The organism is Pseudoxanthomonas sp. UC19_8 (assembly GCF_042700505.1).
Taxonomy (GTDB): domain Bacteria; phylum Pseudomonadota; class Gammaproteobacteria; order Xanthomonadales; family Xanthomonadaceae; genus Pseudoxanthomonas_A; species Pseudoxanthomonas_A winnipegensis.
Window position 1 is genome coordinate 1,120,874 of record NZ_CP170559.1, and the last position, 15,129, is coordinate 1,136,002.

Annotated in this window: 13 protein-coding genes and 1 pseudogene; all 14 read right to left on the bottom strand. The window is 69.6% G+C overall.

Annotated elements, in window-relative coordinates:
* Nucleotides 1–7: 7 nt before the first annotated feature.
* The 14 genes and pseudogenes from lpxB to parE all read right to left on the bottom strand — a co-directional run bounded on the left by lpxB (nucleotide 8) and on the right by parE (nucleotide 15,024).
* Nucleotides 8–1,261, bottom strand: coding sequence for a lipid-A-disaccharide synthase (lpxB, locus tag ACFJIT_RS04805; protein ID WP_379655200.1), 1,254 nt, complete (start codon nucleotides 1,259–1,261; stop codon nucleotides 8–10).
* A 14-nt stretch (nucleotides 1,262–1,275) separates the two neighbouring features.
* Nucleotides 1,276–2,061: an acyl-ACP--UDP-N-acetylglucosamine O-acyltransferase gene (gene lpxA, locus ACFJIT_RS04810; RefSeq protein WP_130531678.1), complete on the bottom strand. Its 786-nt coding sequence runs from the start codon at nucleotides 2,059–2,061 to the stop codon at nucleotides 1,276–1,278.
* Between the two features lie 4 nt (nucleotides 2,062–2,065).
* A complete protein-coding gene (fabZ, locus tag ACFJIT_RS04815; RefSeq protein ID WP_130521358.1) occupies nucleotides 2,066–2,533 on the bottom strand; it encodes a 3-hydroxyacyl-ACP dehydratase FabZ in 468 nt (155 codons plus the stop codon).
* Complete coding sequence (lpxD, locus tag ACFJIT_RS04820; RefSeq protein ID WP_130531677.1) at nucleotides 2,530–3,561, bottom strand: UDP-3-O-(3-hydroxymyristoyl)glucosamine N-acyltransferase; 1,032 nt, start codon at nucleotides 3,559–3,561, stop codon at nucleotides 2,530–2,532. Before lpxD ends, fabZ begins: the two co-directional genes overlap by 4 nt.
* A 92-nt stretch (nucleotides 3,562–3,653) precedes the next feature.
* Nucleotides 3,654–5,966, bottom strand: a complete 2,313-nt coding sequence (gene bamA / locus ACFJIT_RS04825) for an outer membrane protein assembly factor BamA (RefSeq protein ID WP_379655717.1) — start codon at nucleotides 5,964–5,966, stop codon at nucleotides 3,654–3,656.
* A 257-nt stretch (nucleotides 5,967–6,223) separates the two neighbouring features.
* Nucleotides 6,224–7,582 (bottom strand): RIP metalloprotease RseP, encoded by a 1,359-nt coding sequence (gene rseP, locus ACFJIT_RS04830; RefSeq protein ID WP_379655201.1) that lies wholly within the window; start codon nucleotides 7,580–7,582, stop codon nucleotides 6,224–6,226.
* A complete protein-coding gene (dxr, locus tag ACFJIT_RS04835; RefSeq protein ID WP_379655202.1) occupies nucleotides 7,579–8,787 on the bottom strand; it encodes a 1-deoxy-D-xylulose-5-phosphate reductoisomerase in 1,209 nt (402 codons plus the stop codon). Before dxr ends, rseP begins: the two co-directional genes overlap by 4 nt.
* 4 nt (nucleotides 8,788–8,791) lie before the next feature.
* Nucleotides 8,792–9,646: a phosphatidate cytidylyltransferase gene (locus ACFJIT_RS04840; protein WP_306991418.1), complete on the bottom strand. Its 855-nt coding sequence runs from the start codon at nucleotides 9,644–9,646 to the stop codon at nucleotides 8,792–8,794.
* Entirely contained in the window at nucleotides 9,643–10,401 is a 759-nt protein-coding gene (gene uppS, locus ACFJIT_RS04845; RefSeq protein ID WP_379655203.1) for a polyprenyl diphosphate synthase, read from the bottom strand. Before uppS ends, ACFJIT_RS04840 begins: the two co-directional genes overlap by 4 nt.
* Before the next feature lie 18 nt (nucleotides 10,402–10,419).
* Nucleotides 10,420–10,977: a ribosome recycling factor gene (frr, locus tag ACFJIT_RS04850; protein WP_130522880.1), complete on the bottom strand. Its 558-nt coding sequence runs from the start codon at nucleotides 10,975–10,977 to the stop codon at nucleotides 10,420–10,422.
* A gap of 66 nt (nucleotides 10,978–11,043) precedes the next feature.
* Nucleotides 11,044–11,790 carry a cation diffusion facilitator family transporter gene (locus tag ACFJIT_RS04855; protein ID WP_379655204.1) on the bottom strand — a complete coding sequence of 249 codons (747 nt, stop codon included), beginning with the start codon at nucleotides 11,788–11,790 and terminating at the stop codon, nucleotides 11,044–11,046.
* Nucleotides 11,791–11,863: 73 nt separating this feature from the next.
* A pseudogene (locus ACFJIT_RS04860) lies at nucleotides 11,864–12,082 on the bottom strand (hypothetical protein); the annotation flags it as partial.
* A 164-nt stretch (nucleotides 12,083–12,246) separates the two neighbouring features.
* Nucleotides 12,247–12,972 (bottom strand): UMP kinase, encoded by a 726-nt coding sequence (gene pyrH, locus ACFJIT_RS04865; protein WP_130521376.1) that lies wholly within the window; start codon nucleotides 12,970–12,972, stop codon nucleotides 12,247–12,249.
* A 162-nt stretch (nucleotides 12,973–13,134) separates the two neighbouring features.
* Nucleotides 13,135–15,024: a DNA topoisomerase IV subunit B gene (parE, locus tag ACFJIT_RS04870; RefSeq protein WP_306991421.1), complete on the bottom strand. Its 1,890-nt coding sequence runs from the start codon at nucleotides 15,022–15,024 to the stop codon at nucleotides 13,135–13,137.
* Between the last annotated feature and the right edge of the window lie 105 nt (nucleotides 15,025–15,129).

Sequence of the window (15,129 nt, forward strand, 5' to 3'; positions counted from 1 at the left end):
GGGTCGTTCATGTCGATGTCGAGGCCTGGTCCCGGGCCCCCGGCCCCTGGCCCCTGCTTTCCAGCAGTTCATCCACCGCATCTGCCGCGCGCGCCGAGGCGTCCTGACGCAGCAGGGCATGCAGCTCCAGATAGCGTCCCTGCAGCGCGGCGACCGCCTCGGGATGCGCGAACCACGCCAGCACGGCCGCGGCCAGCCGCTCGGGCGTGCAGTCTTCCTGCATCAGCTCGGGCGCGAGGTCCTCACCGGCCAGGATGTTGGGCAGGGCGAAGCGCTTGACCTTCAGCAGCCGCAGCCTGCGCGCCAGCCAGGCCGAGGCCGGGGCGACCTTGTAGCCCACCACCATCGCGCGCTTGGCCAGCATCGCCTCCAGCGTGGCCGTGCCCGAGGCCAGCAGCACCACGTCGCTGGCGACCATCGCCTCGCGCGCCTGGCCATCGAGCAGGCGCGGACGCGGCGAGGGGAAGGGCGTGGCGGCCAGCAGCGGCTCCAGCACGGCGTGCACGGCCGGGTTGGCGGCCGGAATCAGCACCTGCAGGCCAGGCACCTGCTCGGCCACGCGCAGGGCGGCATCGATGAAGTCCTGCGCCAGGCGGCCGACCTCGCCCATGCGGCTGCCGGGCAGCACCGCCAGCACCGGCCGCGTGCCCAGGCCCAGCGCCGCGCGCGCGGCCTCGCGATCGGGCTGCAGCGGCAGCGCATCGGCCATGGGATGGCCGACATAGCGCGCATCCACGCCATGGCGCGCGTAGATGTCCGGTTCCATCGGGAACAGGCACAGCACCAGGTCGGCACTGCGGCCGATCCCGTCGGCGCGCTTCTCGCGCCAGGCCCAGACCGAGGGGCTGACGTAATGCACGGTGGGCACGCCGCGCTGCTTGAGCCAGCGCTCCATGCCCAGATTGAAATCCGGCGCATCGATGCCGATGAACACGTCCGGCTGCCAGTCCAGCAGCTGCTGGCGCAGCGACTTGCGCAGGCGCAGCAGGCGCGGCAGATGGCGCAGGACCTCGGTCAGGCCCATCACCGCCAGTTCGCTGGCGTCGAACCACGCATCCAGCCCGGCCGCGCGCATGCCCGGACCGCCGATGCCGGCGAAGCGGGCCTCGGGATGGCGCTGGCGCAGCTGTGCGATCAACCCGGCGCCGAGCGCATCGCCGGAGGCCTCGCCGGCCACCAGCGCGATGCGCGGCGCGCGTGCGCCCTGCGGACCTGCCGTCAGCTCGGCCAGGGTGCGCGAGGAGCCGGCCGTCGTAGGCATCAGGCGTGCACCGCTCAACGCACCAGGCGGCGCTCGCCGTGGGCGATGAAGTCGAGCATGGCCTGCACATCGCTGCTGTCCTTGGCCTGCTCGGCCAGCTGCGCCTGGGCCTCGGCCAGCGGCAGGCCGGCCACGTACAGCGTGCGGTAGGCGCGCTTGATCGCGGCGATGCGCTCGGCATCGAAGCCGCGGCGCTTGAGGCCTTCGCTGTTGATGCCGCGCGGGCGGCCATGATCGTCGGCGGCGAACATGGTGAACGGGGCGACATCGCCGCCGACCAGTGCGCCCATGCCGATGAAGGCGTGCGCGCCGACGCGGCAGAACTGATGCGCGCCGGAGAAGCCGCTGAAGATCACCCAGTCCTCGACCGTCACATGCCCGGCCAGGGTGGTGTTGTTGGAGAACACGCAGTGGTTGCCGACATGGCAGTCGTGTGCCACGTGGGTATAGGCCAGCATCCAGTTGTCATCGCCGATGCGGGTGACGGTGGTGCCGGTGACGGTGCCGCGGTTGAGCGTGACGAACTCGCGGAACACGTTGCGGTCGCCAATCACCAGCTCGGTGCGCTCGCCGGCGAACTTCTTGTCCTGCGGCGGTCCGCCCACGGCGACATGGCCGACGAAATGGTTCTCGCGGCCGATGCGGGTCGGGCCGGTGATCGAGCAGTGCGGGCCGACGATGCTGCCATCGCCCACTTCCACGTCGGCGCCGATCAGGCTGAACGCACCGACCTGCACGCCGACGCCGAGCCTGGCGCCCGGGTCGACCACGGCCGAAGGGTGGATCAGGGTCTGCGCCATCGGCTCAATCTCCCTTGCCCTTGTCGACCTCGGCGCACAGCATCTCGGCGCAGGCGACCTGCTTGCCGTCCACGCGCGCGATGCCTTCGTACACGGCCATGTTGCGGATCTTGCGCTTGATGGTGACCTCCATCTCCAGGCGATCGCCCGGGACCACCGGCGCGCTGAACTTCACGTTCTCCACCTTGACCAGGTAGAACAGCTTGCACGCGGCGGCCTCGCCGTTGGCGATCTGGGTGATCAGGCCGCCGGCCTGGGCCAGCGCCTCGATGATCAACACGCCCGGCATCACCGAGCGCTCGGGGAAGTGCCCCATGAAGAACGGCTCGTTGAAGGTGACGTTCTTGTAGGCCTTGATGCGCGTGTCCGGCTCGAGTTCGGTCACCCGGTCCACCAGCAGGAACGGATAGCGATGCGGCAGCAGGCGCTGGATGGTTTCGATGGTGAGCGGCAGTTCCAGGTTCATCGTCATGGTGCTTCTTGGGTGTCCTTGCCGGAGGGAATCCGGCGGGCGAGCGCATCGAGCTGGCGGAAACGCGCCGCGTTCTTGCGCCAGGTGCGGACATCGGTGATGGGAAGGGAAGAGGCGTAGGTGCCCGGCTCGGTGACGGGACCTGCGACCATGGACATGGCCAGCACGGTGACCTTGTCGCCGATCTCCAGGTGGCCGGCCACGCCGACCTTGCCGGCCAGCATGCAGTACTGGCCGATCTTCGCGCTCCCTGCGATACCCACCTGCGCGGCCATGGCGGTGTGCGCACCGACCTGCACGTTGTGGGCGATCTGGATGAGGTTGTCCACCCGCACATCCTCGGCCAGCACGGTGTCTTCCAGCGCGCCGCGATCGATGCAGGTGTTGGCGCCGATCTCGCAATCGTCGCCGATCACCACGCCGCCCAGCTGCGGCACGTTGAGCCAGCGCCCGGCCTCCATCGCCAGGCCGAAGCCCTGCGCGCCGAGCACGGCGCCGGGATGCACGCGCACGCGCCGACCCAGGCGCACGCGCACCACCAGGGTGACGCGGGCGACGAGCTCGCAGCCTTCTTCCAGGCTGCAGTCCTCGCCGATCACGCAACCCGGGCCGACGATGCAGCGCTCGCCGACCACGCTGTTGGCGCCGATGTAGACATGCGCGCCGATGCTGGCGCTAGCGGCGATGCGCGCGGAAGGCTCGATCACCGCGCTGGGGTGAATGCCGGGCGCGCGCGGATACGTCGGCTCGAACAGCTCGGAGACCTTGGCGAAGGCCGCATGCGGATCCTTGGCCACCAGCGCCACGCCGCGCACGCCCTCGACGTGATCGCGGCCGACGATCACCACAGAGGCCTGCGTGGAGGCCAGCAGGTCGGCGTAGCGCGGATTGGCCAGGAAGGCCAGCTGCCCGGGCTGCGCGCCGGCCAGCGTCGCCACGCCGGTCACGACGGTGTCGCCATCGCCATGCAGTTCCAGGCCGAAGCGCTCGGCCAGGGCGCCAGCCGTCTGGGAAGAAGGAGTGGTCATCGGCGGCATTTTACCCCGGACCCGCACCGCACAAGCGAAGGCCCGGTCGAGCCGGGCCTTTGCCTGTGCCAGCGAGGGTCGACGCGTGGCGCTTAGAACGAGCCGCCGAAGGTGAACTGCAGGCGCTCGATTTCATCGCCCGGCTGGGTCTTGAGCGGGAAGGCGTAGCTGATCGAGATCGGGCCCACCGGCGCGCGCCACAGCAGCGCCACGCCCGTGGAGGCGCGCAGGTCGTTGGCGTGGAAGTTGTCGTAGCCGTTGAACACGTTGCCCACGTCGATGAAGGCCGAGATGCGCGCGGCGTTGGAATCGAACAGCTTCGGGAACAGCATCTCGATCTGGCCGATCGTCTTGAGCGAACCACCCAGCGGCTGGCCGCGGTTGTAGTAGGCGGTGGGTTCCGAACGCGGGCCCAGGGTGTTGTCCTCGAAGCCGCGCACCGAGCGCACGCCGCCAGCGTAGAAGTTCTCGTAGAACGGCAGGCCGGTGGCGGTGAAGGTCTGTGCGACCGCGCCGGCCGTGCCGCATGCCACGGCGACGTCGGTGGCCGGGTCCTTGCAGATCACGCGCGAGGTGTCGCTGCCGTAGCTATTGCCGTAGCCGATCTCACCACCGGTGCGCAGCACGAACGCCGGGCTGAGCGGCCAGTACTTGGAGAACTCGTAGTTGAGCTTGTAGTACTCCACGGTCGAGCCGGGCAGGGTGATTTCCGCCGAGACGCGCTGGTAGGTGCCGCGGGTGGGCATCCAGTAGTCGTTGCGCGTGTCGCGCGCCCAGCCGACCTGGGTGCGCCAGGCGTGGAAGGTGCGGCTGCCCAGCGCCTTGACGTAGTCGACGATGGCCTGCGGGGTGTAGTTGTCGTAGGTGCTGACCTGGGTCGAGTCGACGCCGAACATGACCGAGATGCTATCGCTCTCGCTCAGCGGGATGCCCAGGATCGTCTGCGCGGCGACGTTACGCGAGGAGTACGCGGCGGTGTTGTAGTCCGAGTAGTCCAGGTCGCTGTAGGACAGGTTGTAGCCCAGCGACACGCCGTCGTCGGTGAAGTACGGGTTGGTGAAGGAGAACGAGTAGCGGCTCAGGTAGTCGCTGCGCGAGGCCTCGACCGACACGCGGTTGCCGCCGCCCAGGAAGTTGTTCTGCGACAGCTGCACCGAGGTGGTGATGCCGGACAGCTGCGAATAGCCCAGGCCGAACACGAAGCTGCCCGAGGTGGTTTCCTTGACGTTGTAGATCACGTCCACCTGATCGCGCGTGCCCGGCACCGGCTGGGTCTGCACGTCCACGGTCTCGAAGTAGCCCAGGCGCTGCAGGCGGATCTTGGAACGGTCGATCGCCGCCTGCGAGTACCAGGCGCCCTCGAACTGGCGCATCTCGCGGCGCAGCACCTCGTCGGCGGTGCGGCTGTTGCCCTTGAACTCGATGCGGCGCACGTTGACGCGCGGGCCCGGCACGACCTGGAAGTTGATGCCGACCGTGCGCTTGTCGCGATCGATGGTCGGGATCGGGTTGACCTGGGCAAAGGCGTAGCCGATGTTGCCCAGCGTGGCGGTGATGCCGTCGGAGGTCATCTCCAGCAGGCGGCGCGAGAAGATCTGGCCCTTGCGCACCAGCACCATCTTCTCCACGCGCTCCTGCGGCAGGATCGTGTCGCCGCTGACCTTGACGTCCGAGACGGTGTACTGCTCGCCCTCGGTCACCCCGCCGGTGATGAACATGTCCTTCTTGTCCGGGCTGATCGCGACCTGGGTCGAATCCAGGCTGAAATCCACGTAGCCGCGGTCCAGGTACCAGGAGTTGAGCTTCTCGATGTCGCCGGAGAGCTTTTCCTTGGAGTACTGGTCGTCGCGCTTGTACCAGGACAGCCAGTTGTGCTCCTGCGACTCCCAGCCCTCGCGGATGTCTTCCTGCGGGAACTTCTCGGTGCCGATCAGGTTGATGTGGCGGATCTTGGCCGCCTTGCCTTCCTTGATCGCGATGGTCACGTCCACGCGGTTGCGATCCAGCGGGCTGACCGTCGGGGTGATCTGGACGTTGTACTTGCCGCGGTTGTTGTACTGGCGCACCAGCTCCTGGGTGACGCGGTCCAGCGCCAGGCGGTCGAAGGTGCCGCCCTCGGACAGGCCGATGTCGTTCAGGCCCTTGGTCAGGTCCTCGGTCTTGATGTCCTTGTTGCCGGTCAGCGTCAGCTTGTTGATCGCCGGACGCTCCTTCAGCGTCACCACCAGGATCGAGCCCTGGCGCGAGAGCTGCACGTTCTCGAAGAAGCCGGTCTTGTACAGCGCGCGGATCGCCTCGCCGATCTTGGCCTGGGTCACCGTGTCGCCGCGCTCGATCGGCAGGTAGGTCAGCACCGTACCGCTGGAGATGCGCTGCACCCCGTCCACGCGGATGTCGCTGGCCACGAAGTCCGAGGCCGAGGCCGGGGCGGCCGGCTGCGTGCCGAAGGCCGGCGCGGACGGCTGCTGCTGCGAGCCGAACGGCGGCACCGTGCCGGTCGACTGGGCCCAGGCCGGTGCCGCGATGGCCGAAGCCAGGGCAAGGGCGAGCAGGCGGCGGGTCGGGAGTCGCGTCATCATCACATCCGTCGAAAAACTGGTTTTGGAGTGACCCCGTGCGGGGCCGGGCCGCGACGCGGCCATGGAAGAGGTAGTGGAGGGCATCAGATCACCGGGCGCAGGATATCGTTGTACAGCGCCAGCCCCATCAGGCCAGCCAGGAAGGCCAGGCCCACGAACTGGCCCGCAGCCATGGCCCGCTCGCTGAGCGGGCTGCCCTTGACCAACTCGATAAGGTAATACAGCAGGTGTCCGCCGTCCAAGACCGGGATCGGCAGCAGGTTGACGATGGCCAGGCTCAGCGAGAGCAGCGCCAGGAACTGCAGGAACCAGGTCAGGCCGCGTTCGGCCGAGGCATTGGCCACCTTGGCGATGGTGATCGGCCCGGAAACGCCCTGCAGCGAGGCGTGGCCGGTCACCATGCGCCGGATCATGCCCAGCGAATCGGAGGCCAGCTGCCAGGTCTGGCGCAGGGCGGCGGGAATCGCCTGCAGCGGCCCGTAGCGCTGCAGCGCGTCGTAGGCCGGGGCGGTGTCGCGGCCCAGCGAGATGCCCAGACCCCAGTAATGCGCGCCGCTGGCCGGGTCGGTCATCTGCCGCGGCCGCAGCGGCAGGGCCAGGCGGCTGCCCTCGCGTTCGACCTCGATCATGACCTCGCCGCCGCGCGCGCCCAGGGTCTGCACCAGCGGACGCAGGTCGGCGGCCTGCTGCACCGGCTCGCCGTCGATGGCGGTGATCAGGTCGCCGACCTGCAGCACGCCGGCGGCGGGCGAATCGGCCGCGACCGCGCGCACCTGCGCCGGATCGACCAGGAACTGCCAGCGCAGGCCCAGCGTCCCGGCCACGTCCTGCTCGTTGAAGCCGGCCGGCACGCGCGAAGTGTAGACCGTGCGCTCCAGCGTATTGCCCGCCGCGTCCTCGACCCGGGCGCGCGCGTCGCGCCCATCCATCGCCGCGCCGGTCAGCTCGATCGTGGCCTCGGTCGCGGTCGGGGTGCTGCGCCCGTCCACGTCCAGGATGCGGTCGCCCGGGCGCAGGCCGGACTGCTGGGCGATGCCGGCCACGTGGCCGACGACCGGGGCGAAATCCTCCTTGCCGATCACGAACATGGCCCACAGCAGGGCCACGCACAGGATCAGGTTGGCGATCGGACCGGCCGCGACGATGGCGATGCGCTGGCCGACCGGCTTGCGGTTGAAGGCCTCGTGCAGGCGCTCGGGGGGGACGTCGGCCTCGCGCTCGTCCAGCATCTTGACGTAGCCGCCCAGCGGGATCGGCGCGATGGCGAACTCGGTGCCGTGGCGGTCGCGGCGCGACCACAGCGGCTTGCCGAAGCCCACCGAGAAGCGCAGCACGCCCACGCCGCAACGGCGCGCGACCCAGTAATGGCCGAATTCATGGAAGGTGACCAGCACGCCGAGTGCGACGATCAGCCACCAGATGGAGCCTGCGATATCACTCATGCGGAAACGGCGTGGCCTGTGGTGCGGTGGATCCAGTCCTGGCTGAAGCGCCGCGCGAGGCCATCGGCCGCCAGCAGCGCCTCCAGCGTCTCGGCCGGGGCATGCGCATGGGCGGCGAGGGCATCCTCGACCAATGCAGGGATCGCTAGGAAACCGATCCGGCCCTGAAGAAAGGCTGAAACGGCCGATTCGTTGGCCGCGTTGAGCACCGCCGGCGCCGCGCCGCCGGCCGCCAGGGCCTCCCAGGCCAGCCGCAGGCAGGGAAAGGCCTCCATGTCCGGCGCCTCGAAGTCCAGCCGGCCGTGGGCCAGCAGGTCCAGCCCGCCCACGCCCGATTCCAGCCGCTGCGGCCAGCCCAGGCCGACCGACAGGGCGGTGCGCATGTCCGGCAGGCCCAGCTGGGCCAGGGTGGAGCCGTCGATGAAGTCCACCAGCGAATGCACCAGGCTCTGCGGGTGCACCAGCACGTCCAGCCGCTCGCGGCCGACGTCGAACAGATGCGCGGCCTCGATCAGCTCCAGGCCCTTGTTCATCAGCGTGGCCGAATCGACCGAGATCTTCGGCCCCATCGACCACTTGGGATGGGCCACGGCCTGGGCCACGGTGACCGTCTCCAGCGAGGCGCGACTGCGCCCGCGGAACGGCCCGCCCGAGGCGGTCAGGATGATCCGGCGCACCTGCGCCCCGGCCTGGCGCGAGCCCAGACACTGGAAGATGGCGTTGTGTTCGCTGTCGATCGGCACGATGTCCGCGCCGGAGGCCTGCGCCGCGGCGATCACCAGGGCGCCGGCCAGCACCAGCGATTCCTTGTTGGCCAGCAGCAGGCGCTTGCCGGCGCGTGCGGCGGCCAGGGTGGAGGACAGCCCGGCGGCGCCGACGATGGCGGCCACGACCGTGTCGCAGGCCTGGCCGGCCACCAGCGCGTCCAGCGCCGCCTCGCCGGCATGCGCCTGGATGGCGGACAGGCCGGCGTCGGCCAGCGCGTCGCGCAGCTCGGTGTAGCGGGCCGGATCGGCGATCACGGCATGGTCGGGACGGTGGCTGCGGCACAGCGCGACCAGCGCCAGCACATTGCTGCCGGCGGCCAGCACGGTCGCGCGCAGCTGGTCCGGGTGCCGGGCGATCACGTCCAGCGCGGAACTGCCGATCGAGCCGGTGGCGCCGAGCACGGCGACGCGACGCGAGAAGGGAACAGGCGCATCCATCGGCTTAGAACCCCAGCAGCTCGCGGCCGATCAGGAACACCGGCAGCGCGGCGATCACGCCGTCGATGCGGTCCAGCACGCCACCGTGGCCGGGGATCAGGTGGCCGGAATCCTTGGCCCCGACGTGCCGCTTGAGCAGGCTTTCGAACAGGTCGCCGGCCACCGAGAACAGCACGGTCACCACGCACACCAGGGCCAGCGCCGGCATCTGCGCCAGCGACACGCCCGCCAGCCAGCCGCCGAGCAGGCCGATGACCACGCCGCCGATCAGCCCGCCGGCCAGGCCCTCGATGGTCTTGTTGGGGCTGATGCGCGGGGCCAGCTTGTGCTTGCCGAAGGCGCGCCCGGCGAAGTACGCGCCGCTGTCGGCGGCCCAGACCAGCGCCAGGGCGGTCAGCAGCCACAGATGGCCGCTCATGCCGGCCTTCGGGTCGAAGCTGTTGGAGTGGATCAGGCACAGCGCGCACCAGGCCGGCACCACCGCCAGCGTGCCGGCGGCCAGCTTGAACAGCCGCGCCCAGGTCTGGTGGTCCGAGGCGAAGGCGTAGAAGCGCAGCCACACCAGCGCCAAGACCCACCAGACCACGCCGACCAGCGACACCAGCTGGAATAGCGCCGGCGAAAGCCCGCTCGGCGCGCGGCTGGCCCAGGTCAGCAGCACCATCAGCGCCAGGTTGAGCAGGACCAGCACGGTGCGCGCCAGGGTGTCGTCCACCTCGGCCAGCTTCAGCCATTCCCACAGGCCGATCAGGAACAGCGCGGCGGCCAGCGCGGCCAGCCATGGCGTGGGCAGCAGCACGATGGCGGCGATCGCCAGCGGCGCCATCACCAGCGCGGCGATCACGCGGACGCGGGTCATGCGGGAGCTCCCTGCGTGGCGACCTGCTCACCGGTCAGGCCGAAGCGGCGCTCGCGCTGGGCGAAATCGTCCAGCGCGGCTTGCAGCACGCCGGCATCCAGGTCGGGCCATAGGGTCTCGGTGAACCACAGTTCGGTGTAGGCCAGCTGCCACAGCAGGAAGTTGCTGATGCGGTGGTCGCCGCCGGTGCGGATGAACAGGTCCGGCGGCGGCAGGTCGGCCAGCGCCACGCGCGCGTCCAGGCTGGCCTCGTCGATGTCTTCCGGCCGCAGCCGGCCGGCCGCGACCTCCACGGCCAGGGCGCGCGCCGCGTCGGTGAGGTCCTGGCGGCCGCCGTAGCTGGCGGCGATCACCAAGGTCAGCGCGGTGTTGGCGGCGGTCTGCGCCTCGGCGGCGGCCATGCGCGCCACGATCGCCGGGGCGAACCGCGCGCGCTGGCCGATGAAGCGGATGCGCACGCCGCGGCGGTGCAGCTCATCGACCTCGCGCTCCAGCGCGCCCATGAACAGCTTCATCAGCGCGCTCACCTCGTCGGCCGGGCGGCCCCAGTTCTCGCTGGAGAAGGCGAACAGGGTCAGCGCCTCGATGCCGCGCTCCAGGCAGAAGTCGATGCACAGGTTGACCGCGCGCGCGCCGGCGCGGTGGCCGATCATGCGCGGGCGATGGCGGCGCTGCGCCCAGCGGCCGTTGCCATCCATGATGATGGCCAGGTGGCGCGGCTGGGCGCGGGGCAGGGCGGGCGGCATGGCGGTCATGAGGGCGGTGTGACCCGCTCAGACGGCCATCAGTTCCTGTTCCTTGGCCTTGACCACCTCGTCGACGTCCTTGATCGCCTTGTCGGTGAGCTTCTGGATCTCGTCCTCGCTGCGACGCACCTCGTCCTCGGTGATCTGCTTGTCCTTGAGCAGGTCCTTGACCTGCTGGTTGGCGTCGCGGCGCACGTTGCGGATGGCGACCTTGGTGTCCTCGCCCTCGCTGTGCACGACCTTGGACAGGTCGCGGCGGCGTTCCTCGGTCAGGGCCGGGATGTTGATGCGGATGACCGTGCCGGCGGTGTTGGGCGTCAGGCCCAGGTCGGAGGCCAGGATGGCCTTCTCCACGGCCGAGACCATCTGCTTCTCCCACGGGGTGATGGTCAGCGAGCGCGCATCGGCCACCGACACGGTGGCCACTTGCGAGAGCGGCATGTCCGAGCCGTAGTAGTTGACCTTCAGATGATCGACCAGGGCCGGGGTGGCGCGACCGGTGCGCAGCTTGGTCAGGGCCTGGCGCAGCGACTCGACGCTCTTGTTCATGCGCGCCTGCGCGTCGTTCTTGATGTCGTTCAGCATCGTCGGGTCCTGGGATTCGTCAAACCCGGGATTATAGGTCAAAGCCGGCACTGGCCGGACTTGGGCTCAGTGGTGATGCGGCGCCGATGCCGCTTCGCCGCCTGCGGGACGGCAGGGCTGCTGGCAGGCCTGGCCGCGTTCGAGCTGCAAGGTGGCGTGGCCGATGCCGAAGCGCTCGGCCAGCGCGCTGGCGGTGGCCTCGATGAAGGCGTCCTCGTCCTGCACCTCGGGCCGCACCACGTGCGCGGTCAGCGCGGTCTGGCCCGCGCCCAGCGGCCAGATATGCAGGTGGTGCACCGCGGTAACGCCGGGGCGCGAGGCCAGGAAGGTCTCCACGGCGGCCTGGTCGATGTGCCCGGGCACCGCGTCCATGGCCGCGGCGAAGCTCTCGCGCAGCAGGCCGTAGGTGCCGATCGCGATCACCACACTGATCACCAGGGCGGTGGTCGGGTCCAGCCATTCCCAGCCCAGCCACCACATGCCCAGGCCCGCCAGGACCGCGGCCAGCGACACCGCCGCATCGGCCATCAGGTGCAGCACCGCGCCGCGGCGATTGAGGTCGCTGCCGCCGTGGCTATGGCCATGCCCGCTGTGCAGCAGCCAGCCCGCGCCCAGGTTGACGGCGATGCCGATCGCGGCCACCACCATCACCGGGATGGCGGGGATCGAGGGCGGCTCGCTGAAGCGGCGGATCGCCTCCCAGGCCAGGCCGCCGGAGAACACCATCAGCACGATCGCGTTGGCCAGCGGCGCCAGCAGGGTGGCCTTGCCCCAGCCGTAGGTGTGGCTGGCGGTGGGCTGACGGCGCGCCATGGCCGCCGCCGCCCGAGGCCAGGGCCAGGCCGAGGACATCGCCGAGGTTGTGCAGCGCGTCGCTCAGCAGCGCCAGCGAATTGGTGTGGAAACCGTAGCCGGCCTCCAGGGCGGTATAGGCCAGGTTGACCAGCATCGCCACCGCGTAGCCGCGGGTGCCGCTGTCGTGGTCGTGCGCGCCAACGGCGGCGCCGTGCGCGTGGCCACTTGCGGCGCGGTGCGCGTGGCCATGGTCATGACCGGCGTGGTCGTGGCCGTGGTCTGCGTGATCGTGGGAGTGGGAGTGCGCCATGGGGCGGCAGGGTGAGGCCGGCGGGGCGCGGACACAATTACAGGATCACGGAGTGACCGCGCAAGAGCAGAGGAGTGCGCGTAGAGGGGGGGAGTGAGGAGTGAGCAAGGGCGGCGGGCTTTCGACTCCCACTCACTCATCTGCGCTACTCATCTCCACTCGCCTCAGCCCCGGCCTTCCACCAGCGTGCCGATGTTCTCGCCGCGCAGGATGTTCATCAGGTTGCCCGGCACCGACAGGTCGTAGATGCGCAGCGGCACGGCGCTGTCGCGGCACAGGGCGAAGGCGGCGGTGTCCATCACCTCCAGGCCGCGGCGGATCACCTCATCGTAGGTCAGCGTGTCGAAACGCTTGGCGTCGGGGAACTTGCGCGGGTCCTTGTCGTAGACGCCGTCGACCTTGGTCGCCTTGAGCAGCAGGTCGGCCTCGATCTCGATCGCGCGCAGCGCCGCGCCCGAGTCGGTGGTGAAGAAGGGGTTGCCGGTGCCGGCGGCGAAGATCGCGATGCGGCCCTTCTCCAGGTGGCGCACGGCGCGGCGGCGGATGTAGTCCTCGCACACGTCGTTGATCTTCAGCGCGCTCATCACGCGCACCTTGGCGCCGAGCTTCTCCAGCGCGTCCTGCATGGCCAGCGCGTTGATGACCGTGGCCAGCATGCCCATCTGGTCGCCGGTGACCCGGTCCATGCCGCCGGCGGCCAGGCCGGCGCCGCGGAAGATGTTGCCGCCGCCGATCACCAGCGCCACCTCGGCGCCGGCATCGCGCGCCTCGATGATCTCGCGGGCGATGCGGCCGATCACCTTTGGATCGATGCCGTAGTCCTCAGATCCCATCAGCGCCTCCCCGGAGAGTTTCAACAGGATGCGGCGATAGGCGAGGGGCGCGGTCATCGGGGGGAAACCTTGGCTTGGACAAACGTCGGCCAGTCTAGCCGACGCCGGCCGGGGCGAGAAGCGAGGCGTGCGTGGAGAGCAGTGAGCGGGAGCGTCCGCTTTGGCTGCGGGAGCGTCCGCTTTGGCTCACGCCTCACTTCTCCACGCGTACTCCTGCGCTCAGACTTCCAGCGAGGCAAGGTCTCCCTTCGTCTCCAGCCACGCCTTGCGGTCGCCGGCGCGCTTCTTGGCCAGCAGCATGTCCATCAGGCCGGTGGTCTGCTCGGCGTCGTCCACGGTCAGCTGGACCAGGCGGCGGGTGTCGGGGTGGATGGTCGATTCGCGCAGCTGCGAGGGATTCATTTCACCCAGACCCTTGAAGCGGGTCACGTTGACCTGGCCCTTGAGCTTCTCGCGCGCGATCTTCTCCAGCAGCAGGCGCTTTTCCTCCTCGTCCAGCGCGTAGAACACCTGCTTGCCCACGTCCACGCGGAACAGCGGCGGCATCGCCACGAACACGTGGCCGGCGGCGACCAGCGCCGGGAAATGCTTGAGGAACAGCGCCGACAGCAGCGTGGCGATGTGCAGGCCGTCGGAGTCGGCGTCGGCCAGGATCACCACCTTGCCGTAGCGCAGGCCGGAGATGTCGTCCTTGCCCGGGTCGCAGCCGATGGCGATGGCCAGGTTGTGCACTTCCTCGGAGGCCAGCACGCTGCCGGAGGCCACTTCCCAGGTGTTCAGGATCTTGCCGCGCAGCGGCATGATCGCCTGGAAGTCCTTGTCGCGCGCCTGCTTGGCGCTGCCGCCGGCCGAGTCGCCTTCCACCAGGAACAGCTCGGTGCGCGAGAGGTCCTGGCTGATGCAGTCGGCCAGCTTGCCGGGCAGGGCCGGGCCGGAGGTGACCTTCTTGCGGACGATCTGCTTTTCGGTCTTCAGCCGCGCGCTGGCGCGGTCGATGGCGATCTGGGCGATCTGCAGACCGGTCTCGACATGCTGGTTGAGCCACAGGCTGAAGGCGTCGTGCGCGGCGCCCTCGATGAAGCCGGCGGCCTGCCGCGAGGACAGGCGTTCCTTGGTCTGGCCGGAGAACTGCGGATCGGTCATCTTCAGGCTGAGCACGAAGGCGACCCGGTCCCACACGTCCTCGGGCGCCAGCTTGATCCCGCGCGGCAGCAGGTTGCGGAAGTCGCAGAACTCGCGCAGCGCATCGGTCAGGCCTGAGCGCAGGCCGTTGACGTGGGTGCCGTGCTGGGCGGTGGGGATCAGGTTGACGTAGCTCTCCTGCACCAGCTCGCCTTCCGGCACCCAGGCCACGGCCCAGTCCACCACCTCGGTGTCCTTCTTCAGCACACCGACGAACAGCTCGGCCGGCAGCAGCTCGCGCCCGGCCAGTTCGCCCTTGAGGTAGTCGCGCAGGCCGTCCTCGTAGTGCCAGCTGTCCTGCTCGCCGGTGGCCTCGTCGAACAGCTTGACCGTCAGGCCCGGGCACAGCACCGCCTTGGCACGCAGCAGGTGGCGCAGGGCGCGCACGTTGATCTTGGGCGTGTCGAAGTACTTCGGATCGGGCCAGAAGCGCAGGCGCGTGCCGGTGTTCTTCTTGCCGACCGTGCCGACCACCTCCAGCGGGCTGGCTCGGTCGCCGTCGCGGAAGGTGATGCGGTGCTCGGCGCCCTCGCGCTTGATGTGGATCTCCACCAGCGTGGACAGCGCGTTGACCACGCTGACGCCCACGCCGTGCAGGCCCCCGGAGAAGGTGTAGTTCTTGTTGCTGAACTTGCCGCCGGCATGCAGGCGGGTGAGGATCAGTTCGACGCCGGGGATCTTCTCCTCCGGGTGGATGTCCACCGGCATGCCGCGGCCGTCGTCGGCCACCTCGACGCTGCCGTCCTTGTAGAGGGTGACCTCCACGGTCCTGGCATGGCCGCCCAGCGCCTCGTCCACCGAGTTGTCGATGACTTCCTGCGCCAGGTGATTGGGGCGCGAGGTGTCGGTGTACATGCCGGGCCGGCGCTTGACCGGGTCCAGGCCGGAGAGGACTTCGATATCGGCAGCGTTGTAGCGGGTATTCATTGAACTCGATCAGGTCGTGTGGGTGCCACGAAGGGCGGCAAGTGTGCGGTCTGGGGTCTGGATTTGCACGTTCGCGCGGCTTTGCCCCGGCTGTGGCCGCCGCGG

Coding starts and splice junctions, on each gene's coding strand:
- lpxB (WP_379655200.1), bottom strand. CDS start 1,261: ATGCCTACGACGGCCGGCTCCTCGCGCACCCTGGCCGAGCTGACGGCA.
- lpxA (WP_130531678.1), bottom strand. CDS start 2,061: ATGGCGCAGACCCTGATCCACCCTTCGGCCGTGGTCGACCCGGGCGCC.
- fabZ (WP_130521358.1), bottom strand. CDS start 2,533: ATGACGATGAACCTGGAACTGCCGCTCACCATCGAAACCATCCAGCGC.
- lpxD (WP_130531677.1), bottom strand. CDS start 3,561: ATGACCACTCCTTCTTCCCAGACGGCTGGCGCCCTGGCCGAGCGCTTC.
- rseP (WP_379655201.1), bottom strand. CDS start 7,582: ATGAGTGATATCGCAGGCTCCATCTGGTGGCTGATCGTCGCACTCGGC.
- dxr (WP_379655202.1), bottom strand. CDS start 8,787: ATGGATGCGCCTGTTCCCTTCTCGCGTCGCGTCGCCGTGCTCGGCGCC.
- ACFJIT_RS04840 (WP_306991418.1), bottom strand. CDS start 9,646: ATGACCCGCGTCCGCGTGATCGCCGCGCTGGTGATGGCGCCGCTGGCG.
- uppS (WP_379655203.1), bottom strand. CDS start 10,401: ATGACCGCCATGCCGCCCGCCCTGCCCCGCGCCCAGCCGCGCCACCTG.
- frr (WP_130522880.1), bottom strand. CDS start 10,977: ATGCTGAACGACATCAAGAACGACGCGCAGGCGCGCATGAACAAGAGC.
- ACFJIT_RS04855 (WP_379655204.1), bottom strand. CDS start 11,790: ATGGCGCGCCGTCAGCCCACCGCCAGCCACACCTACGGCTGGGGCAAG.
- pyrH (WP_130521376.1), bottom strand. CDS start 12,972: ATGACCGCGCCCCTCGCCTATCGCCGCATCCTGTTGAAACTCTCCGGG.
- parE (WP_306991421.1), bottom strand. CDS start 15,024: ATGAATACCCGCTACAACGCTGCCGATATCGAAGTCCTCTCCGGCCTG.